The organism is Allobosea sp. 01N443 (genome assembly GCF_056399325.1).
Window position 1 is genome coordinate 70,500 of record NZ_JBFTRC010000003.1, and the last position, 20,736, is coordinate 91,235.

The following is a 20,736-nucleotide window of genomic DNA, read 5'->3' on the forward strand; positions in this document are numbered from 1 at the left end:
GGACTTCGCCGCGTTCAGCGGATTCAGCGCAGCGGGGGAGCGTACAGGATTCCGCCCATGCTCCAGAGCTGGTTCAAGCCACGCGGGATGCCGAGGCGGGATTTCACACCAAGATTGCGCTCGTAGAGTTCAGAGTAGTTGCCGACGGCCTTCACGGCCCGAATGGCCCAGGCATTGTCGAGCCCGAGCATCTTGCCGAAACCACCCTCGGCGCCGATGAAGCGACGGACGTCAGGCTTGGCGGAGGCCAGGGCCTCGGCCGTGTTGGTTGAGGTGATGCCAAGCTCCTCGGCGTTCACGAGAGCAAAATTCACCCATTTGACGAAGGTGAACCAGGCGAAATCGTCACCGCGCGTCACCGGGCCAAGCGGCTCCTTCGAGATCACGTCAGGCAGGATGACGGCATCGGCGGGGCGAGGAAGCTTCAGGCGTTCGGCATAGAGCGCCGACTGGTCGCGCGTCAGCACATTGCATTCGCCAGCCTGGAAGGCCGCGAGAGCAGCGGCAGCCGTCGGGAAGGCACGCTCTTCATAGGTTATCGAGTTCGAGCGCAGGAAGTCGGAGAGGTTGAGTTGCGTCGTCGTGCCCGCTTCGACGCAAATCTTGGTGCGGTCGAGTTCGAGCGCCGAGGTTGCCGTCACCGACTTCATGATCATGAATCCCTGGCCGTCGTGATAGGTCACGCCGGCGAAAGACAGGCCGAGCTCGGCCTCGCGCGCCAGAGTCCAGCTGGAGTTGCGCGAGAGCAGGTCGACCTGGCCGGCGCGCAGCGCGTCGAAACGCTGGCTCGCCGAAAGCGGTACGAAGCTGACCTTGGCCGGATCATCGAAAATCGCGGCCGCGACGGCCCGGCAGAAATCGACATCGAAACCCGACCACGCGCCTTGCGCATCCTTCTCGGAGAAGCCGATCAGGCCTTCGCTGACGCCRCATTGCAGGGTGCCGCGCTGCCTGACGGTGTCGAGCGTTCCGGCTGCGGCCGGCTGCGCCGCTCCCCAGAGCGTGACGGCCGCGAAACAGGCAAGCGCGCTGCGAAGGTAGGTCTTGGCCGCGTTCAGCATGACCATCGGTCTCCGGTTGGGACAGATTGCGGAATTGGCAGGGGGCTCGCGCAAGTCAGAGACTTGCACCGTGTCAGAGACTTGCACCGTGCCGGACGACGACCTTGGTGTTGAGCGGGACGCGCTCATACAGATCGATGATGTCGCCATTGGCGAGGCGGAAACAGCCGGACGAAATCGATTGGCCGATGGTCTCAGGCTGGTTGGTGCCGTGGACCCGGAAAACCGTCGAGCCGAGATAGAGCGCTCGCGCTCCCATCGGGTTCCCCGGACCGCCGGCCATGAAGCGCGGCAGATAGGGCTGGCGTGCGATCATCTCCGGCGGCGGGCGCCAGTCCGGCCATTCCGCCTTGCGGCTGATCTTGACCAGGCCCGACCACTGGAAGCCTTCACGGCCGACGCCGATGCCGTAGCGCAGAGCGCGGTTATTGCCCTGGACGACATAGAGGAAGCGTTCCGAGGTATGAATCACCACGGTTCCCGGCGGCTCGTTGGAGCGGAACAGCACGGCCTGACGCGCGTAGGGGCCGTCGGCGACAACGGTTTCCTCACCCGAAATGCGCCCCGGCTCGTCACCGATGTCGAGGGTCTCCGCCTCGCCGGCCTTGGGGGCCGCGAATGCGCTGCCGGGCAGTGTCGCGACAGCACCCAAGGCCAGAGCCGCAAGGCCGAGGCAGGTTCCAGCGATTGTCTGCTTCCGTCCGCTTACCCGCATACTGCTCACTCCCGGATTGTAAGATGCGCTCAGGCTCCGCAGCGCACGAAGATGAAGGTTCCATAGCGGCGATGCGCGTCGGGATCGACGAAGCGCATGACCAGCTCCCTGTCGGTCGCGGACAGGATTTCGCGATCCTGCGGGTCCCCGGCGGGAGCCTCGAAGCCGAGGAAGTTTCTGCCGCCCGGTCCGCCCTTGAGCTTGAGCTCATAGAGCTTGGGATCGTCGGCGACATGCATCATGACGCCGTCGGTCGGGCCCTTGGTGATCGAGTAGGGCATGTTGCACTGGGCCTTGGCCTGGGCCTCGGTCCGCTTGCGGTCCTTGTCGGCGTGGAAGGAGGCGATGCCCCATTTCCCGATCAGGCGCTCGCGCGGGATGCTGCTCGGTCCAGCTGCGGCACCGGCGGACGAGCTGCCTGCATTTTCACTGGTTCCGGCGCAGCCTGCTGCGGCCAGCGTGAACGCCGCCGCGGCGAGGCGGGTCAGCATGCCAGATCGAAGAGAAGTTGTTCTGGGAGGGTTTGCACCGCCTGAATGGTGCAGAATTGCCGGAAAAGTGGCTTGGCCTCTGTCGTGTTGCGGTACCACATTACACTCCAGCATCTTCGGACACAGGTCATCATGGACGAAGCCGCCGGCAGAATTCAAGCCATCACTTGCACAAGCATCGATGTATCTTCCGCTGCGAGATCTATGACCTTCCCCACGCGGTGTTGAACGCGCCTGAACAGCGCAGGCGCCTCCCTGGTTATTGGCCTGGAACGGAGTTGGGGCGCGCTTGCAAGCCCAGGAAATGCCGGATGACCGGTTTGTCCTGGCCTGTATGGAATTTCGTGACTTCCGCCTGGATATCGGCATCGGCCTGCGAGACACGCCTGTGCTGACGCAGATGCTCGGCCCAGGACTCGACCATGAACCATTCAAGGATGCAGTCGGGGTCGGCGGCATCCTCGCTGACGCCCCAGGCGAAGGCGCCGTCCCGGCGCCGCTCCGGAGCGAGCCGCGCCACCGCCTCGAGGAAGGCGGCCCGGCTTTCGCGAGCGACACGGTACTCGATCGTGATGGTGACGGGGCCGCGATCGTGTTCGACCGGATCGGCGATCGCCGGCTCCGGCCAATGGGTCGAGGGGGTGAGATCGGCCTCGCCCGCCGGTAGCCGCAGGCGCAGGACCGCAACGGCGACCAGCGCGAGCGCGAGTGCTGCGACGAGCAAGGTGGCATGCAGCCCGATTGCTTCGGCAACAAGCCCCCAGAGCAGGCTTCCGGCGGCCGACGCGCCGTTGAAGATCGTGAGGTAGATCGCCAGGCCGCGCCCGCGCACCCAGTTTGGCAGAATGGCCTGTACCRTGCCGTTCAGCGTCGTCAGCGCAGCGATCCAGGCCCCGCCCAGGACGAGCAGCATGAGAATGGCGAGCCATTGCGGTGGCACCGCCGCCAACGCCGCCGTCACGGCGGCCGTGACGAGTGCGGCGCCGAGCATGATGCCGTCGGCATCGAGATGGGCCCGGATCCGCGGCAGCACGATGGCGCCTGCGATCGCGCCGGCTCCTACAGCTCCGAGAAGGAGGCCATAGAAACCGGCGCCCCCGCCGAGCAGCTGTCGGGCAACGAGGGGCAACAGCGCCCAGATGGCGCTGGCGCCGGCGAAGAACAGGACGGCCCGCAGAAGAACCAGGTGAAGCTCTCGACTGGCGCGGGCGTAGCGCAGCCCCGCCCTGAAAGCGCCGCCGAAATGTTCGCGGAGCTCGTCGTCGGCGCCGGCGGGGCGCTGCCACCAGAGCAGTGCCGCGATGACGAAGACATAGCTCAGGACGTCGGCGCCATAGGTCGAGGCGGCACCAAAGGCCGCCAGGAGCGCGCCGCCGGCGGCAGGGCCGATCGCGCGGGCAATGTTGATGCCGAGCGAGTTCAGGGCGACGGCATTGCGCAGCTCGGTCATCGGCACGAGCTCGGGGACGATCGATTGCCAGGTCGGCCCCATCAAGGCCGCGCCGACACCGCCGATGAAGGTCAGYCCGACCAGAAGTTCGATCGTCAGCCGGTTGGTCAGGGCCAGCGTCATCAGGACAGCGCTGGTGCAGCCCAGCAGCAGCTGGACGCCGATCAACAATTTCCTACGGTCGACGATGTCGKAGAGCACGCCGGCCGGGATCGCGAGGAGGAAGATCGGCAAGGTACCGGCGACCTGGATCATGGCGACAGCCGCAGGCGAGCCGGAGAGATCGGTGACCAGCCAGCCGCTTGCGACGTCGCGCATGAAGGAGCCGACATTGCCAAGGACCGTGGCCGCCCAGAGTACGGCGAAGACGGAGTGCCGTAGTGGCGCGAAGGCCGAAGACGCCGGTCTGGCTGCGGTATCGTGCGGCACTTGGGTCATCAGACTCGTGCTCCCCGGCTCGAACGGGCGGAAAGCACTGCCAGCAGCGCCAGCCCGCCGACAATCGAGACATGCTCGAAGAAGATGTTCTGATGCAGGAAGCGCTCGCCCGCGGGCTTCAGCCAGAAGGCATGGGCATAGAGTGTCGCGAGGATCGTGAAGCCGGCCAGCGCCGCCGCGCCGATCCAGGCATAGCGGCCGCCGGCAATCAGCAATGCGGAACCGCCGAGCTGCGTCAGGATGACGAGCGTGGCGAAGAATGCGGCAGGCTCGAGCCCGGTCAGACCGCGGACCTCGGCGGTCGCTCCCGCGAAATCGAACAGCTTGGCGATGCCGCTGAGCATGAAGGGCAGCGCCACAGCGACGCGGGCGAGAACAACCAGCCAGGGCTGGCCAAGGAGCCGTTCGACGGCGTGCTGAGCGGAAGAGAGTGGCGAACCGGGCATGATCGATCCCTTCGTGCGCTCAGAAGGCCCAGCAGGAGCAGCCCAGTGCTCCCCAGAACGAACCCTCGTCGCGCACCGGCACGGTTGCGGCCAGGGCCGAAGCATGTGCGTGTCCGTGGACGCCGCACGCGCTGGCACAGCCACAGGCGGCCGCGAAGGCATATTTGCGGACATCCATGCCCGCACGCTTCTGATATCCGCCGAAGGTCCTGACCGGCGACCAGTCCGGCATGGCCGGCGGCAGTGGCGGGGCAAGCCCGGCATAGTCGCCGGTGCCATGAACCGGCTTGCCGCCGAGCAGCGTCAGGACGCTCTCGATGTCCTGGATCTCGTCCTCCGGCACGGTCATGTAGTCGCGGTCGAGCACGACGAGATCGGCAAGCTGGCCGGTCTTGATCTGGCCCTTCTTGCCTTCCTCGGTCGAGAACCAGGTATTGGCCTGCGTCCAGAGCCGCAGCGCGCTTTCGCGGTCGAGCAGGTTGCGCTGCGGGTAGAGCCTGAGGCCGCCCAGCGTCTTGCCGGTCACGAGCCAGGCGAGCGAGACCCAGGGGTTATAGCTCGCGACGCGGGTCGCGTCGGTGCCGGCGCCGACAGGGACACCGGCCTCGAGCATGCGCGCGATCGGTGGTGTGCGCTCGGTCGCCTTGGCGCCATAACGTTCGACGAAATCCTCGCCCTGGAACATCATCCGGTGCTGCACGGCGATGCCGCCGCCGAGCGCTGCGATGCGGTCGATGTTGCGATCGCTGATCGTCTCGCAATGGTCGAAGAACCAGTGCAGCCCCTGCAAGGGCGTGTCGCGGTTGACCTTCTCGAAGACGTCGAGCGCGCGGGTGATGGTCTCATCGTAGGTGGCATGCAGGCGCCAGGGCCAGCGGTTCTCGGCGAGCAGCCGCACGACGGGCTCGAGATCGCCCTCCATCGTGGACGCCATGTCCGGTCGCTCGATCCTGAAATCCTCGAAATCCGCAGCCGAATAGACCAGCATCTCGCCAGCGCCATTATGGCGATAGAGATCATCGCCCTGGCCGGGTTTCACCTGGTTGGCCCAGCCCGCGAAATCGGCGAGCTCCTCCTTCTGCTTCTGCGTGAAGAGATTATAGGCGAGCCRCAAGGTCAGCTCGCCTGCGGCATGCAGTTTCTCGATGATTGCGTAGTCATCCGGATAGTTCTGGAAGCCGCCGCCTGCATCGATGATGCTGGTCACGCCGAGCCGGTTCATCTCGCGCATGAAATGGCGCGTCGAGTTGAGCTGGTATTCGGGCGGGAGCTTGGGGCCTTTCGCCAAGGTGGCATAGAGGATGTTGGCGTTAGGCTTGGCAATCAGCAGTCCGGTCGGGTTGCCGTGTGCATCGCGCTGGATCTCGCCGCCCGGTGGATCGGGCGTCTCCTTGCCGTAACCGACAGCGCGGAGGGCCGCGGCGTTRAGCAGGGCGCGGTCATAGAGATGCAGGATGAAGACCGGCGTCTCGGGGGCGATCACGTTGATCTCGTCGAGCGTCGGCAAGCGCTTCTCGGCGAATTGATGTTCGGTGAAGCCGCCGATCACCCGCACCCATTGTGGCGGCGGGGTCACTGCGACCTGGCGCTTCAGCATCTCCATCGCCTGGGCAAGCGAGCGCACGCCGTCCCAGCGCAGCTCCATATTGTAGTTCAGCCCGCCGCGGATGATGTGCATATGGCTGTCGATCAGCCCCGGAATGACACGCCGGCCGCCGAGGTCGACGATCGCAGTCGTCGGGCCGGCCAGAGCGCGCATCTCCTGTTCCGCTCCGGCGCCGATGAAACGGCCATCGGAGATGGCAACCGCCTGCGGATCTGGGTTGCCGCGGTCCAGAGTGCTGAAGCGTCCGTTCACGAGAAGGAGGTCGGCGGTCATGGCGGCTTGTCCTGTCGTGTATGTCTGAGCGGCAGCCCGGCCGCCGAGCAGCGTGGAAAGCGCGCCGGCCGCGCCGCCGAGCGTGGTCTGTCTGCGGGTCGGGTTCATGAAGGCTTGCTGCCGGCATCGTTGCGTTCGGCCTGCTTTTCGGCGGAGCGCGCGGGCAGGGCGCCGAAAAGGTGCTCGCCGCATTCGCTCCTGAGCCAGCTGATGCTGAGCCGCTCGCCCGCCAGGACGCGCTTGGCGATCGGTACGATCTGCTCCCCGGCCAGGATGCCGAGGAGACCGATCAGCGCCACCACCGGTGGCGCGGGCGAGCGGACATTGAGCAGGCTGTAGATGATGCCGACCAGCAGACCGGCCCCCAGGGCCAGCAGATAGGGCTTCATAGCGACCTCCCTTGGGCTCTGGCCGCCCGACAATCAGCCTTTCACGAAAGCGAGCAGATCGGCGTTGACCAGCTCCGGATGGGTCGTGCAGAGCCCGTGCGGGAGCTTCTCGTAGACCTTGAGCGTGCCGGGCTTCAGCAGCTTGATCGAGAGCAGGGCCGCGTCGGCGATCGGCACGATCTGGTCGTCATCGCCATGCATCACCAGTGTCGGCACCTCGACCGCCTTCAAATCCTCGGTGAAATCGGTCTCCGAGAAGGCCTTGATGCCGTCGTAATGCGCCTTGGCGCCCCCCATCATGCCCTGGCGCCACCAATTCCGGATGACGCCCTGCGACGGTTTCGCGCCCGGGCGATTATAACCGTAGAAGGGCCCACTCGGCACATCGAGGAAGAATTGCGCACGATTGGCGGCGAGCGCCTGCCGGAAGCCGTCGAAGACCTCGATCGGCAGGCCGCCCGGATTGGCCGCGGTCTTCAGCATCAGCGGCGGCACCGCGCCGATCAGCACCAGCTTGGCGACGCGGCCCTTGCCATGGCGGACCGTGTAGTGCAGCGCCTCGCCGCCCCCGGTCGAATGGCCGACGTGAACGGTGTTTCGCAGGTCGAGATGCTCGACCACCGCCGCAGCATCGGCCGCGTAATGGTCCATGTCATGACCGTCTCCGGTCTGGGTCGAACGGCCATGGCCGCGCCGGTCATGGGCGACGACGCGGTAGCCCTTCGCGAGGAAGAACAGCATCTGCGCGTCCCAGTCGTCCGAACTGAGCGGCCAACCATGGTGGAAGACGATGGGCTGGGCGTCTTTCGGACCCCAGTCCTTGAAGAAGATTTCGAGACCGTCCTTCGTGCTGACCTTGGGCATGATCAATGTCCCTCTTGTGCGCCGAACATCGTCTTGGCGTAGATGATGCCGAGACCGTAGGCCCCGCCGAACTTCTTGGCGATGCCGGTGGTGAGATCGTAGGTGTCCGTCCTCGCCCAGTCGCGCTGCAGCTCGAGCAGATATTGCAATGCGGTCATCGGGCGGGCGCCGGCCTGTACCATCCGTTCGACGGCCCGCTCATGCGCTTCGTCGGAGACGTCTCCGCAGGCGTCGGTGATGATGTAGACTTCAAAACCCTGGTCGATGGCCGAGAGCGCGGGACCGACGATGCAAACCGAGGTCCAGAGGCCGGCAAGCACGATGCGGCTCTTGCCGATCTCGTTGACGCGCGCGATTACCGCGGCATCCTCCCAGGTGTTCATGGAGGTGCGATCGAGCAGCTTCTGGCCGTTGAAGGCAGTCGTGATCTCCTCGAACATCGGCCCGGAGAAGCTCTTCTCGGCGACGGTGGTCAGGATGGCCGAAACGCCGAAGCCGGCGGCGGCATGGGAAATCAGGGCGGCGTTGTTGCGCAGTGCCACGGCATCGATCGACTTCGTTGCGAAGGACATTTGCGATTGAAAGTCGATCAGGATCAGGGTGTGATCCTGGGGAGAGAGCAGCAGTTTACCTGGAACCGGAGTTGCGCGAGCCATGAACCAACCTCCATCGCGGCAGTGAACACGGCTGCACGCTAGCGCTGCAATACGGCCTCGACCAGTAGTAACCTTATGGATACCGCAAGCTTGCCATGAACAAGATTGAGAGAATTGAAGCCGACGATAGCAAATGCCGGGTGGAACCTTTGCTTAAGTTCCTTGCCCAGGAATGGATGAGCCATATCATCTGGGCTCTCGGCCAGAATAACGCGCTGCGGTTTGCGGAGCTTCGCCGCGCGCTGCCCGGATCGATCTCGGCGCGTGTCCTTTCCGCCCGGCTCAAGTCACTTGAAGGCAAGGGCTTCGTCATCCGCTGCGACTTGAGCGAGAATGTCCGCCATGTCGAATATAGCCTGACTGAGGAGGGGCAGGCTCTCGACGCCGAACTGAGGCGGAGCGAGGCCTTTTCCCACGCGCGGTATGGCCTGGCCCTGGCACGTTCGGCGGGCGAGTAGGCATCCGCCGAGAGAACCACCCCAACGTTGCTGTCTTGAATGCCTGGCGTTCAGATCGGCACCATCGTGGGGGATGCAGCCCTTTACGGCTGGGTGTGGAGAACGCGTCCACCGAGGCTGGCGCCCTGCAACAGCCCGACCAGATCGGCCTGGCGTTCGAGGCCCGTTTTCGCAAAGACCCGCTTCAGAGTGGTTCGAACGGTTTCTTCTCCGATGCCGAGGGCGAGCGCGGCATCGCGGGGGCGGCTTCCGGCGGCGATCAAGGCAGCGAGCTTCGCCTCCGCCGGTGTCAGGTCGAACAGTCCCTGGATGACCGAAGCGGTCGGGACCTCTCCGGGGACGACCGGCGTTACGACCAGAATCGCATGAGCTTGCGACAGCACATCGTGCCCCGCCCCGGTCACCGGCACGAGATGCGCGATGAAGGGCGGATTATCGCCCTCGGCGGCAATCGGGATCGAGCGGACAGCGGCATCGTGGGGCGCTTTGCCCAGGGCTGCGAACGCCTGGAGAAGCAAGCGGTCCGCAGACGGATTGGTGAGCCCGAGCCGGGACGGGCGGTCCTGCGCGACATCCGGCATCAACCTGACGAGGAGCGGATTCGCAGCGAGGGCCTGTCCGCGCCACCCGAGTACGGCCGCAGGAAGGCCGATCATCTCGAGCGCGTGGGCAACGGTGCGGGCACGCTCCATGTCGAACCGCGCTGCCAGGATGCCGGCGCGGGCAAAATGGGACCGTGTGCGATCGACCTGTGCGACGAGATCGCGCCCGACCGGCCCCGATGCATAGTCGCGTTCGGCATGGACGATGATGGTGTCGCCGCTCGGAACCTCGATTGCGGTCGCGACGCCGAAGCCATAGCCACGCGGGATGAAGAAGTCCCGATAGATCGGGTCCTGAGCCATTTCCTGCATGGTGAAGACGTCGGCATCGGTTGCAAAACCGGGATGCTGCAGCGCCATCAGACGTTTGGTCCGCTCGTTCGACGCCCCGGGATAGAGGCTGAGAAAATCGAGCCAGAGCTGTTCAAACGCGGGTGAGGAGTTGATGAATCGCATCTCCTCACCCCGGACGGTGCAAAGCACCGCGTCCTTCGCGCTGCAGATATCGGCGAATTTGGCGAGCACGGATGGCCAGAGGCTTGGCACAAGGGCTGCCTCGTAGACGGCATCGATGAGTTGATGCTCGCGTGGATCGCTCATGCCACCCTCCGGTCCTGACCGATCATCGGCCGATACCGCGCTGATTCAGCAATACAACAATAGTAGGGCGCTTCGGCCATCAGCCGGCTCACTATCAGACAAAGTCCGGTGCCAGTCCACGATCGCCAGGGGGGCGCCGGCGTGCTTCCGGTATGCAGCTGGCCATAGGTTCGGTCCGTTTGAGAGTTTGGCCCCGCCGTTCGACGGGGCTGGCGGCCGCTTCTCAGAGGAACATCCCGTCGGTCCTTCCGATACGGGCTTTACAATATACATACGACTGTATATCAAACGTGAACTGTGAGGTGCCGTGATGACGAGCGATAAGAGGAAGGAGCGCGGCGACCGCGCTCGGGCCAACATTCTTCACCATGCAACCCGAATCGCCTCCGTCGAGGGGTTGGACGGTCTGACGTTCGGGCGCGTGGCTGCTGATGCGGGGGTTGCACGAGGCAACATCCAAATCCTCTTTGGCGACAGGGAGGCGCTGCAGCTCGCGACGATCGAGAACGGCGTGTCGCTGTACGCGGACGCTGTCATTGGCCCCGCCAGGGCAAAGCCAATCGCGGTCGAGCGTCTCATCGCTCTTATCGAGGGCTGGTACACGTTCGTGGAGCAAAGAACGCTCCCGGGCGGTTGCCTGGTTCACGCGCTGAGCAGTGAATACCGCACGCGTCCGGGACGGATCCGCGATCGCGTGGAGCACCATCGACTGGAGGCGAGGCAGTGCATCGTCAATCTGTCGACCGAAGCAATGCGGGCGGGAGATCTGCCGGCCGACACCGATATTGAGCAACTTGCCTTTGAGCTTACTTCGTATCAGGCATCGGCCAATGTGGCAGCCCTGATGGAAGAAGCCGACCAGTTCGAACTCGCGAGGCTCGCATCCAGGCAGCGGCTCCGGGCGGCGCGGGGTCTAAGATGAGCTGCGACCCATTCCGCTCCGGAGAGCCGGAACGCCAGCAGCGACCTGCCGCTCGTGGCCGATCTGCAGATTTGTTGGCGAGGCGAGACGGGTTGCCGCCAGCTTTCCGAACCTTCCTTGAAGACTTGAATTCCATCCTGCCGGGCCCCTAGAGAGCCTCTCAGCGAACGGTTTCGTACGCCTGAAGGCCGAACGTCTTGATGAGYCGCGCCGCCGCGCCGGCAGGCCGCTCATATCCCAATTGTCCAACCAAACGACTTGGCATCGGTGCTGACATCGCCGGGCCGGAAAGGTCCACTCATGGTCGCTGCGCCGCTGCAAACTCCACGTGAAGTCGATCGGCCGCAGGCCAAGAGCCCATGGCTCCCGGTTTCGATGCTCGCATTCGGTGTCTTTGTCGTCGGAACCGGCGAGTTCGTCCTGGCGGGCTTGCTGCCCCTTCTCAGCAGTTCGCTCAAGATCGCGCCGTCCGTCGCGGGGCAGGTCATCACGATCTTCGCGTTGACCTGCGCGCTCGCGGGCCCGGTCCTGACGACGTCCACCGGGGGATGGGACCGAAGAACCGTACTGGTCGCCGCAGTGGTGACTTATCTTGCCGGGAGTGTCTGGACTGCGCTCGCGCCGTCCTATGCTCATGTACTGGCCGGTCAGGTCGTGGCTGCTCTCGGCGTTGGATTATTTGTGCCGACCGCCACCGTAACTGCTGCCGCGATGGTTTCGCCAGCACACCGGGGCCGAGCCATTGCTTTGGTCGTGAGCGGCTTCACTGCGGCGACTGCGCTTGGGGCACCCTTGGGTACAGCGTTCGGCGGGATGTTCGGCTGGCGGTCGACCATGTGGCTTGCAACCGGACTGGCCGTGGTTGGCGTCATCGGGATCGTCATCTCCGTCCCGAAGACAACGACGATCGCGACAGCACCGGGGTTACGCCAGCAAATGCGGTTCCTGCTCGAGCCTCAAATCGCTGCGGTCCTCGGAGTGACCCTGCTGGCCTTCACCGCTGTGTATATGCCCTACACCTATATGGGGATCATCTTTGAAACGGCGACGCAGGGAAACAGTCTCTACCTTGCGGGGCTCATGACAACGCTTGGCGTGGTTGGCACTGTCGGGAACCTGGGCGCCGGTATGCTCGCCGACCGCTTTGGCGGCCGCAGGGTGGTGGCGATCGCCTTGGTCTGGCTCATTCTCAGCCTGGTCGTCCTGCGATCGACCACCGATAACCTGGCATGGGCCTTTGCATTGATCGCGGTCTACGGCATCGCCGCCTTCGCCATTACGACGCCGCAACAGCACCGACTGATCTCCCTGAAGCCTGAAGCCGCCGGTGTTCTCGTTTCGCTCAACCAGGCAATCCTGTACCTCGCCATCGCACTATCGGGTTCCATCGGCGGTCTAGGAATTGAGTGGCTGGGCTCGAACAATCTCGGCTTCGTCGCTGCGGTGCTGGCAGGCATGGCATTGGTGCTGTCATTGTCGATGAAATCGGAGAGCCATGCTCACCGATGAGGATGCAATCCGCCTGGTGCAACGGGTATCTGCCATGGAGGGCAGGAACACTTGCACCCGGTCGTAAGACGGTCGCTGTTGCCAAGGACTGTTTGATTTCGCTCATCGCTCGTCGCCTGGTTTGCTATTCATTGCTGTGCAACCAGGACGTCGAGCGCTCACCGCGTTACATTTGGCCACGAGGCAAGAGGGGGGCAAATGCGGTCGCCTTCATCTCCACCAGCCCATCTGCCGCGTTGAGTTCAGCGACGGCCAGTTCGACGCAGGCGGGATAGGGGGCGGGAAAGAACTCGTCCCGGACGGCCGCAATCGCGGCCAGTTGTCCTGCTTTGTCCAATGCCAGTCGGTCGCTGCCGAGCACATGAAACATCTGAAGTTCCACGACATCATCCACACGCGCCCCGCATGCGTTCAGAAGCTGTTCCATCAATGTGAAGACACGACGCAATTCGCTACGAAAGCGCTCGGCGTCCATCGCTGTCGGTTGCCTGTTACTGGCGACAAGCCCGGACAGAAATACAAAATCTCCAGCGCGCCGCGCCGGGGCATAATGGAACTGTTCGACATCGTCCTTGAGCACGGCGGGCACCACCACCTTGCCAGTGGACGTAGCATGATCGCCGATCGAACGATTGACCTGTTCTTCCATCGTGTTTCGAGCTCTCGGGGGCATGGTTTGGGCGCGTCGGCCTGCGATCTACACGTGCAGCGGGGCCATTGACGGAGCGATGAGCGCCTCGAGCTCGTCTCGCGTGGCGCCATCGCGGGCTTGCATTGAAAGGCCTTGCATCACTGCGCTGTAGTAGTTGGCCAGCACCGGGATATTGCTCGAACCCGGCAGGTCACCCTCCGCTACGCCCCGAGCCAGCCGGGCGCGAATACGCATCTCGGTTTCCTCGCGAATGCTCCTGAGCAGTTCGCGCAGTGGTTCGGTTTCAATCTGGCAGTTCACCACGCCGAGGATCAGCAGGCAGCCGCCAGAGTGTGGTGCGCTGAGCGCCGTGTCGATGCTGCCCTGAAGCATGGCGCGGATCGACTCCCGTACGGTGGTGCCTTCGTCGAGCGCGCGCAGGGCGCCAGATCCCGCGGTCGCCACATAGAGCTCTACCGCCTCCCGAAACGCTGATTCCTTCGAGACAAAGGCTGCATAAAAACTCGGCGGCGTAATCCCGATCGCTGCCGTCAGGTCGTTGAGCTGAGTGCCCTCATACCCCTTGGCCCAGAACACTTCCACGATGCGCTGAAGTGCGTGGTCACGGTCAAAGCTGCGCGGGCGGCCTCGGACTGCCATGGTGTCCCTTTCTGTAGCGCAATTTATATAAAGCCTTGACCATGGCACGCAAGCCGGGTAGCGAATTTTATAGTGAGAATTATAGAATGGATTGAGTGACAATGGACACTGTCGATCGCAGCAGCCCGGCGAGTTCGGCTTCCGGAACGCCGACAGCGCAGGCCGTGCGGGAAGGACTCCCGGTAGTGGTCTATGTCCTGGGATTGACGATCTTTTCGCTGACCACATCGGAATTCATGGTCGCCGGCATGATGCCCTCGCTGTCGGCCGCGCTTGGCGTAACGATTGCCGAGGTCGGGTATCTGATCTCGATCTATGCGGCGGGGATGGTCGTCGGTGGGCCGCTGCTGACCCTCGCGCTTCTCAAACTCGGAGTTCCAAACAAGCGTGCACTGCTTGGTTTGCTTGCGCTCTACAGTGTTGGAGGGATCATCGCCGCGACGGCGGATGGGTATGGCATCATGGTTGCCGCGCGGATCATCACCGGTGTTGCCGGGTCGGCATGTTTCGGGGGGTCGTTGGCCATCTGTGCCGAAGTCGTTCGACCGGACGCGAGAGGGCGGGCCTCATCGATCGTGCTCGCCGGGTTGATGCTCGCGACGGTCCTGGGCGTGCCGGCTGCGACCTTGATTGATCAGCGCTTTGGCTGGCGAGCGAGCTTTTGGCTGGTCGTCGCGCTCGCGATGCTGTGTGCCGCTATCATAGCAGCATTGGTTCCGGCATCCAGGAAATCGGCCCAAATCAGCTTGAGCACTGAACTGGCATCGTTCCGAAACGGCCAGCTTTGGGCGGCCTATGCCACGAGCGGTCTGATCATTGGCGCGACCTTTGCCGCATTCAGTTATTTCTCGCCGATCTTTACGGATGTGACGGGCTTTTCTCCTGCCACGGTACCCCTGCTGCTCGGCGCTTATGGTGCAGCCAACGTCATCGGCAACGCGATCGTTGGGCGCTTCGCCRACAAGCATACGATTCCGATCCTCGTCGGCGGCCTGATCGCATTGGCGGGGACGCTCGCGACATTCGCAGTCTTTGCCGATCACCGCATTATCAGCGTCGTTGCTTTCATTGCGATAGGATTGGTCGGGGTCCCCATGAACCCGGCGATGATTTCACGCGTCATGAAGACAGCGCACCCCGGGCCATTGGTGAACACAGTCCACACATCGGTCATCAATATCGGTCTTGCGGCAGGCGCCTGGTTCGGTGGCATCGGTATCGTCGCCGGTTATGGTTTGCGCTCGCCGCTTTGGATCGGTGTCGCGCTGGCGCTGCTCGGTCTCGTCAGCCTCATGCCGCGCAGCGTCAGGAGATCGGTGCAATGACTGCCTAACGGACGCCAAGCAATATCCGGGGATGCAGGCACTCAGACGGTTCGCAGGCCAGGGCAGCCTGGACGGCCAATCGCAGATGCCGTCCGCGATCGACGGTTGGCGTCAAGAGCGGTTGGCGCGTCACCGGCCCAAACTCGGGGCTAAAACGATGGCGGCGTGCAGGCACTTACAACTTCGCAGGCAACCGGTCCCACGCATCTAAACCGATGCGGCCTTCGGCTATCGAAATAATACGCATCGCCGGGGCCCAGTATTCGGCGCTGATCCTCGACCGTGACCTCCAGCCGGCCAATGAGGACAATTCCGCCCTCTTCGCCATCATGGGCGAGCAGCACACGACCTGTGTCGGTCCCTGGTTCGTAGCGTTCCTTCAGGATTTGAAGTGCGCGACCGAACAGGCTCTCGCCCACTTGCCGATACGAAATCCCGCCCTTGCCAATCTCAACCAATTCACTGGCTTGATAGAAGGTCTGTTGCGGCCTGTCAGGCTCCATTGAGAAGAATTCGCTGAGTCCAATGGGAACTCCATCGAGAATTCGCTTCAGGACTCCAACGGATGGGCTAATGGAGTTCGACTCGATCAGCGATATCGACGAATTGGCTATGCCGACACGCCTAGCGAGCGTGCGCTGCGATAGATTGTATTTCTGTCGGATGAATCTAAGGCGAGCACCTACGTCCACAGACACCGAACTCTCCTCCCCGCCAACCCGTGCTTGTCCCGCGACGATCCTCGACACATCTTCGTCCCGTGCGCTTGCCGTGGGACATACGCCAACTGTGTTTGACGCGAAGGGGACAGCTTATCTGTCAAACCGACGCCCACGGGCCCCAAATGAGCTCATTTTCGTGTCGGAGCTTACCGGCCCGGCATGGCGCAGTCACCCCTCCGACATCGATGCCGATCACCCGCTGTTCCTTCTGTTCAATATCTGCATCGATCTGTCTTTGTCTCCTTATAAATCAGCGTCTTATGTTTCATCCGAAACAGACTTGTTGGCAATGACGGAACGTGGCTTGTGGCAGGCAGACAAGGGAGCACGCCATGACCGCCAACACTCCGCCAGCCTCATTGCAGAACGCCCGCTCGCTCGACAGCTACTGGATGCCCTTTACCGCCAACCGGCAGTTCAAGGCCGCGCCGCGGCTCCTCGCCTCGGCCCAGGGCATGCACTACACCACCGATGATGGTCGCAAGGTGGTCGACGGCACGGCCGGGCTCTGGTGCGTCAATGCCGGACATGGCCGCCGCCAGATCACGGAAGCGGTCGAGCGCCAGCTTTCGACCCTCGATTATGCGCCGTCCTTCCAAATGGGGCACACGATCGCCTTCGACTTCGCCGAGCGCCTCGCCGCCCTGGCGCCAGGGGCCGGAGAGGCGAAACTCGATCGCGTCTTCTTCACCGGTTCGGGCTCGGAATCAGTCGATACGGCTCTCAAGATCGCCATCGCCTATCAGCGCGCGATCGGGCAGGGGACGCGAACCCGCCTGATCGGCCGCGAGCGCGGCTATCACGGCGTCGGCTTCGGCGGCATTTCTGTCGGTGGACTGGTCAATAACCGGCGTGTCTTCCCGCAGCTTCCGGGCAGCGATCATCTGCGCCATACGCATGATCTTGCCCGCAATGCCTACACGAAGGGGCTCCCGGAGCACGGCGCCGAACTTGCCGACGATCTGGAGCGCCTGGTCGCGCTGCATGGCGCGGAAACGATCGCGGCGGTGATCGTCGAGCCCGTCGCAGGCTCGACCGGCGTTCTGTTGCCGCCGAAGGGCTATCTGCAGCGCCTGCGCGAGATTGCGACGCGTCACGGCATCCTGCTGATCTTCGACGAGGTCATCACCGGGTTCGGCCGTCTCGGCACGCCCTTTGCGGCCGAGTATTTTGGCGTGGTGCCGGACATCATGACGACGGCCAAGGGGCTGACCAATGGTGCGGTGCCGATGGGCGCCGTCTTCGCCAGCCGCAAGGTGCATGATGCGCTGATGACCGGTCCGGAGGCTGCGATCGAGCTGTTCCATGGCTACACCTATTCCGGCCACCCGATCGCTTGCGCCGCTGGTCTCGCGACGCTCGACATCTATGCCGAAGAGGGGCTCCTGACGCGCGCCGCCGAGCTCGCGGCGAAATGGCAGGAGGCGATGCATAGCCTCAGGGGCGCTCCGCATGTGATCGATATCCGCACCATCGGCCTCGTCGTCGGCATCGAGCTCGAATCGCGCGCTGGAGCGATCGGGGCGCGGGCTTATGACATCTTCGTCGACTGCTTCGAGAAAGGGCTGCTGATCCGTRTCACCGGCGACATCATCGCTCTGTCGCCACCGCTGATCGTCGAGCCCGGGCAGATCGACGACATGGTGTCCCTGCTCGGCGAAGCGCTGAAGCGCGCAGCCTAGAGCAAGCGCCGGTGCATTCGCGGCCATTGCGCTTGCCGCCTTCGACGGAGGGCGTCAGGCGCGTCTCCGCCGGTGCGGCGCTGCCTGCGATCGAGGTAAGGACGCCGCAGGAGAGCAATTCACACCGGGTGTTGCTGCAGCCATTCCAGCAGCAACACGTAGCTGACGGCCAGAAGAACGGGCCCGACGAATAGTCCGAGGAGCCCGTCGACGATCATGCCGCCGATAACGCCCATCAGAATGACCGGCATCGGCACATTCAGCCCTCTGCCGAGCATCAATGGTCTGAGAATGTTGTCGCCGAGACCGACGACAATATTCCAGATCAGAAAGATGACTGCCGGCTGCGTTGCTTCGTAAATGAAGACATAGCCGACCACAGGCAGCGTCAGCAAAATCAGCGGCACCTGCATGATGCCCAATATGAGCGCAACAAGGGTCAAGGGACCGGCTGCCTGAATTCCTATGGCGAAGAAGCCCAGGCCTAAAAGCGATGACTGGATCAGAGCAACGCCAACAACCCCGAGTCCCACGCCGCGGATCGTGGCTGCGGTCAGCGTGACCAGTTGCACCGCGCGCTCGTTGCTCCCTGTGACGCGTGTCAACAGGCGTCTAGCGAACGTTGCTGCGTCCTTGCCGTAGACAATGAGTACCGTGGCGATCGCGAAGGAAAGAACGAATGAGAGTTCGCCAACGGCAAGGCCACCAGCGAACGTAGCCAGCCATGCCAAGGGCCCGCTGAGCAGGTGGCCGTATTTTGCCAGCGCCGCCGGCAGGTTGGAGGCGACGAGTGTCCAGATCTCCGTTAATTTCTTGCCGATCAAAGGGGTGCCATCGAGCCATAGGGGTGGCTGTGGGATGGTTACGTTCTGGCTCTGCAAGGTCGAGATCAGCGAATAGAGCGTCGTCGCAAGCGACGTCACCGCAATCACCATCGGCCCCAGCATCAACACGACGCCGATCAGTCCGATCAGCAGCGCCGATCCACGATTCCCGAGCCGCGGCATCAAGCGCAGATGGAGCGGATACAGCATCACCGCCAGGATCGCTGACCAAATCAAAAGGAATGCAAAGGGAAGCACGATCCGTGCGCAGGCATAGACCAGCAGGGCAACCAGACCGACCCGAATGGCATTGTCGATCATGGTCGAGGGGCGACCGAGGTTTGGAGCCTTCCCGTCCATCGATCTGCCCCCTTAAACAGTTTGCTGCAAGAGCCTCGTGTGGTGTGTAGTACTCAGCCCATTCTGGACCACGTCGGAAATGYGACGAGAATGGGCTGGATCTCCGGTGGACGCAGCGGAAGACGAGTTCCAAGTGCCTGCATATCCGATTGGCCGAACAACCACGGCTCATCGTTGGCTGACACGCAGAACACAGTACAATGAACGTAAGCCCTGTAAACTAACGTTCTGGCATTCGATGATGTGCCCGGGAATCGGCATGTCCGGTTCCGCTGGCGACTGGCAGAAAGTCGAGTACTCTCCAACGCGCTCGTCAGCGTACCGGCGGCGCACCCATCTTCGCGAGAACAGATTAATCCATCCGAAACGGCGATCTTGACCGGTGAATACGATCGATAGACAGTTCCGGCAGTCGGAAATTCGCTCATGGCAGCTTTCGACCCGTTCGGTGGCCGACGCCTTGTTCTAGCGTTCGACGCACAGATGGAAGCGCTTGCCTTACTATAATGGAAGGCTGCCGCGGTCTGCTTGGGGGCGTCTGGGTGCCTAATCTTACGAGGTTTCATCTGATGGAGCCCAAAGAGAAAAGGCGCGCCTCTTTCTTCGCCCTCGCGCAACAATTCCGTGTGATAGGGCCAATTCTGTCCGGAGTGCTGGTTGTCATGATCGGGCTCGGATTGGTGATTGGACGCATCGTCCTGACCGGTCTTGTTGCAGCGGGCAGCGTCCAAGCGCTCCGCGCGACGGAGATCGATTTTACTGACGAGAAATAAGGTTCAACTGAGAACGCCTGGAGTGACGCCCGGAGCCCAAACGAAGGTGCCAGTTCCAAGACAGGGAAGGCCTACCTGATGGCAATGATTGCGCCGCTGCTCCGAGAAATCCGCCACAATGCCATTCTCTGGCTGTTGGCGATGGTACCCGCAGTATTCATCGCCCAGCGCCTCAAGCCCGAAGCACATACACTCCTGTTCGTGCTTGCCGTACTTGCACTCGTACCCTTGGCGACGTTGCTGAGTCACGCGACGGAGTCCGTTGCCGTGAAGACAGGTGATGCCGTGGGCGGCCTTCTCAACGCCACGTTGGGCAACCTGACCGAGCTGATCATTGCGCTGGCCGCGCTACGCGCCGGTGAATTCACGTTGGTGAAGGCGTCCATCGCCGGAGCGATCGTGACCAACACTCTGTTCATGCTGGGGGCGTCATTTCTGATCGGCGGTCTCAAATACCATGTGCAGGACTACAATCGGGTCAGTGCCCGCCTCCAAACGAGCCTTCTCTTTCTTGCCGTTGTCGCCATGCTGGCTCCGTCGATCGTTCCCGATGCGGGCTCCGTGGCGTCATCGAGCTTCGCCCATCAATTGAGCGTGGGTCTGTCGGTGCTGCTGATCGGGACCTATGCGTTGGGCTTGGTATTCTCGCTCAAGTCACACCGGGAGTTCTTCGGCAGCACGGATACAGCGGAGGCCGGCGAAGAGGCATTTCCGCTGGGCTTGGCTCTCGCGACCCTGGCCGGCGTTACGGTCCTCGTGGCACTGGTCAGCGAAGTCTTCATCGAATCCGTGCAGCAAGCCGCTGTTGCGTTGGGAATGACGCCTGCGTTTGTAGGATTCATCGTCGTGGCGCTGGTCGGCGGCGCTGCCGAAATGGCCTCGGCGTTCTCCGGCGCGAGCAGAAACCGGCTTGACCTGAGCGTGGGCATCGCCTTGGGAAGCGCATCCCAGATCGCGCTCTTCGTCGCTCCGGTGCTGGTCCTGCTCAGCTACGTCATCGGTCCAGCGCCGATGAATTTGCTGTTCTGGCCGGGCGCGGTGGTCATGGTGCTCATTTCCACGCTGACCGCGTTCCTGACGACCAGCGGTGGTCGCTCGACCTGGTTCGTCGGCGTGCTCCTGCTGATGGTCTATCTGATTTTCGCCATGACGCTTTACCTTCTGCCGCCAAATATGCAGTAGGCGAAGCGGCCCGATCTTGGCCCGCGAGCCGGCCATCGGCCCGACCGCCGGCCGGCGCATCGGGTCGATGCAATCCTGTGCATTGCGAGGCCTGTCC

At 63.1% G+C, this 20,736-nt stretch carries 21 protein-coding genes; 7 read left to right on the forward strand and 14 right to left on the reverse strand.

Features of this window, described 5'->3' with window-relative positions:
* Positions 1-23 precede the first annotated feature (23 nt).
* The 9 genes from AC1DRP_RS02050 to AC1DRP_RS02090 form a co-directional block, all read right to left on the reverse strand.
* On the reverse strand, positions 24-1,061 hold the full coding sequence (locus tag AC1DRP_RS02050) for an amino acid ABC transporter substrate-binding protein (RefSeq protein ID WP_441504272.1): 1,038 nt from the start codon (positions 1,059-1,061) through the stop codon (positions 24-26).
* Positions 1,062-1,134: 73 nt separating this feature from the next.
* The gene (locus AC1DRP_RS02055; protein WP_441487823.1) at positions 1,135-1,776 is read right to left on the reverse strand and encodes a L,D-transpeptidase; all 642 of its coding nucleotides are present in this window, start codon (positions 1,774-1,776) and stop codon (positions 1,135-1,137) included.
* 29 nt (positions 1,777-1,805) lie between these two features.
* On the reverse strand, positions 1,806-2,267 hold the full coding sequence (locus tag AC1DRP_RS02060; protein WP_441487824.1) for a hypothetical protein: 462 nt from the start codon (positions 2,265-2,267) through the stop codon (positions 1,806-1,808).
* A gap of 259 nt (positions 2,268-2,526) precedes the next feature.
* Positions 2,527-4,155 (reverse strand): MFS transporter, encoded by a 1,629-nt coding sequence (locus AC1DRP_RS02065; protein WP_476767668.1) that lies wholly within the window; start codon positions 4,153-4,155, stop codon positions 2,527-2,529.
* Entirely contained in the window at positions 4,155-4,601 is a 447-nt protein-coding gene (locus tag AC1DRP_RS02070) for a DoxX family protein (protein WP_476767669.1), read from the reverse strand. The genes AC1DRP_RS02065 and AC1DRP_RS02070 overlap by 1 nt, the downstream gene beginning before the upstream one ends.
* Before the next feature lie 19 nt (positions 4,602-4,620).
* The gene (locus AC1DRP_RS02075; protein ID WP_476767670.1) at positions 4,621-6,588 is read right to left on the reverse strand and encodes an amidohydrolase; all 1,968 of its coding nucleotides are present in this window, start codon (positions 6,586-6,588) and stop codon (positions 4,621-4,623) included.
* Positions 6,585-6,869: a XapX domain-containing protein gene (locus AC1DRP_RS02080; RefSeq protein ID WP_441504276.1), complete on the reverse strand. Its 285-nt coding sequence runs from the start codon at positions 6,867-6,869 to the stop codon at positions 6,585-6,587. Before AC1DRP_RS02080 ends, AC1DRP_RS02075 begins: the two co-directional genes overlap by 4 nt.
* A 33-nt stretch (positions 6,870-6,902) precedes the next feature.
* A complete protein-coding gene (locus AC1DRP_RS02085) occupies positions 6,903-7,733 on the reverse strand; it encodes an alpha/beta fold hydrolase (RefSeq protein WP_476767671.1) in 831 nt (276 codons plus the stop codon).
* Between the two features lie 2 nt (positions 7,734-7,735).
* A complete protein-coding gene (locus AC1DRP_RS02090; protein WP_113510969.1) occupies positions 7,736-8,389 on the reverse strand; it encodes a hydrolase in 654 nt (217 codons plus the stop codon).
* Between the two features lie 140 nt (positions 8,390-8,529).
* Between AC1DRP_RS02090 and AC1DRP_RS02095 the strand changes: the two genes are divergently transcribed.
* Positions 8,530-8,847 carry a winged helix-turn-helix transcriptional regulator gene (locus AC1DRP_RS02095; protein ID WP_476767672.1) on the forward strand — a complete coding sequence of 106 codons (318 nt, stop codon included), beginning with the start codon at positions 8,530-8,532 and terminating at the stop codon, positions 8,845-8,847.
* An 83-nt stretch (positions 8,848-8,930) separates the two neighbouring features.
* Here the strand turns inward: AC1DRP_RS02095 and AC1DRP_RS02100 are convergent, their stop codons facing one another.
* A complete protein-coding gene (locus AC1DRP_RS02100; protein WP_476767673.1) occupies positions 8,931-10,049 on the reverse strand; it encodes a helix-turn-helix transcriptional regulator in 1,119 nt (372 codons plus the stop codon).
* Between the two features lie 310 nt (positions 10,050-10,359).
* On the opposite strand from AC1DRP_RS02100, the gene AC1DRP_RS02105 reads away from it, so the two are divergent.
* A complete protein-coding gene (locus AC1DRP_RS02105; RefSeq protein ID WP_476767674.1) occupies positions 10,360-10,971 on the forward strand; it encodes a TetR/AcrR family transcriptional regulator in 612 nt (203 codons plus the stop codon).
* 300 nt (positions 10,972-11,271) lie between these two features.
* Positions 11,272-12,480 carry an MFS transporter gene (locus AC1DRP_RS02110; protein WP_476767675.1) on the forward strand — a complete coding sequence of 403 codons (1,209 nt, stop codon included), beginning with the start codon at positions 11,272-11,274 and terminating at the stop codon, positions 12,478-12,480.
* Positions 12,481-12,646: 166 nt separating this feature from the next.
* On the opposite strand, the gene AC1DRP_RS02115 is transcribed toward AC1DRP_RS02110, so the two are convergent.
* Entirely contained in the window at positions 12,647-13,129 is a 483-nt protein-coding gene (locus AC1DRP_RS02115; RefSeq protein WP_476767676.1) for a Rid family hydrolase, read from the reverse strand.
* Between the two features lie 48 nt (positions 13,130-13,177).
* Complete coding sequence (locus AC1DRP_RS02120) at positions 13,178-13,771, reverse strand: TetR/AcrR family transcriptional regulator (RefSeq protein ID WP_476767677.1); 594 nt, start codon at positions 13,769-13,771, stop codon at positions 13,178-13,180.
* Positions 13,772-13,872: 101 nt separating this feature from the next.
* Between AC1DRP_RS02120 and AC1DRP_RS02125 the strand changes: the two genes are divergently transcribed.
* Positions 13,873-15,096, forward strand: a complete 1,224-nt coding sequence (locus AC1DRP_RS02125; protein WP_476767678.1) for an MFS transporter — start codon at positions 13,873-13,875, stop codon at positions 15,094-15,096.
* A 149-nt stretch (positions 15,097-15,245) separates the two neighbouring features.
* Here AC1DRP_RS02125 and AC1DRP_RS02130 read toward each other — a convergent pair whose 3' ends face one another.
* Entirely contained in the window at positions 15,246-15,794 is a 549-nt protein-coding gene (locus AC1DRP_RS02130) for a cupin domain-containing protein (protein ID WP_441487838.1), read from the reverse strand.
* Positions 15,795-16,150: 356 nt separating this feature from the next.
* Between AC1DRP_RS02130 and aptA the strand changes: the two genes are divergently transcribed.
* On the forward strand, positions 16,151-17,500 hold the full coding sequence (gene aptA, locus AC1DRP_RS02135; protein WP_476767679.1) for an omega-aminotransferase AptA: 1,350 nt from the start codon (positions 16,151-16,153) through the stop codon (positions 17,498-17,500).
* 119 nt (positions 17,501-17,619) lie between these two features.
* Here the strand turns inward: aptA and AC1DRP_RS02140 are convergent, their stop codons facing one another.
* On the reverse strand, positions 17,620-18,684 hold the full coding sequence (locus tag AC1DRP_RS02140) for an AI-2E family transporter (RefSeq protein WP_476767680.1): 1,065 nt from the start codon (positions 18,682-18,684) through the stop codon (positions 17,620-17,622).
* A gap of 569 nt (positions 18,685-19,253) precedes the next feature.
* On the opposite strand from AC1DRP_RS02140, the gene AC1DRP_RS02145 reads away from it, so the two are divergent.
* Entirely contained in the window at positions 19,254-19,457 is a 204-nt protein-coding gene (locus AC1DRP_RS02145; protein WP_441504286.1) for a hypothetical protein, read from the forward strand.
* Positions 19,458-19,544: 87 nt separating this feature from the next.
* A complete protein-coding gene (cax, locus tag AC1DRP_RS02150; RefSeq protein WP_441504503.1) occupies positions 19,545-20,639 on the forward strand; it encodes a calcium/proton exchanger in 1,095 nt (364 codons plus the stop codon).
* The last annotated feature ends 97 nt before the right edge of the window (positions 20,640-20,736 follow it).